Below are 660 nucleotides of genomic sequence, written 5' to 3'. Positions count from 1 at the left end.
CGGCAAAAACGAATTTGAAGATATCTATTTCCATTCTCTAAACGTTGCGGTTATTGCCATGATGATTGGGCGTGCGAAAGGGTATTCTGCCAAGCAACTAAAAGAGCTCTCTTTCGCTGCTCTGTTTCATGATATGGGTAAGATCAAAATCCCTACCGCTATATTAAGAAAGCAAGTGCCATTAACCGAGCCAGAAACCAACTACCTAAAGTTACATACTAAATATGGTTTGGATCTCGCGAATCAGATCGAAGGTTTTCCTGAACCAGCTAAAACCGTGATTGCTCAGCATCATGAGTTAAGAGATGGCTCCGGTTATCCTGAGGGCCTTAAAGGGGATGAAATTGATGAATTGGCTCAAATTGTCATAGTGGCAAATGCATTTGATAACTTGTGCCATACACCGATCGCATCAGAACAGAAAATCCCATACACCGCCCTTTCTCATTTATATAAAAACTGTAAACACCTATATAAAGAAGAGAACCTTAATATCCTGATCAAGTTCATGGGCGTCTTCCCTCCTGGCACGGTTGTTCAGCTATCTAATAATATGGTGGGATTGGTCATCTCAGTGAACGCTTCAAACCTGCTATTTCCAAATGTTCTGGTTTACGACCCATCAGTGCCAAGAACTCAAGCTCCCATCATTGAGCTTGC

Annotated in this window: 1 protein-coding gene; it reads left to right on the top strand. The window is 42.0% G+C overall.

Features of this window, described 5'->3' with window-relative positions:
• Positions 1–660, top strand: a 660-nt coding sequence (locus R7E78_RS27340) for an HD-GYP domain-containing protein (RefSeq protein ID WP_318058780.1), incomplete at both ends; no start/stop codon positions are given.

This window comes from Vibrio sp. YT-19(2023) (assembly GCF_033337395.1).
This window is presented reverse-complemented; position numbering and strand designations above follow the sequence as displayed.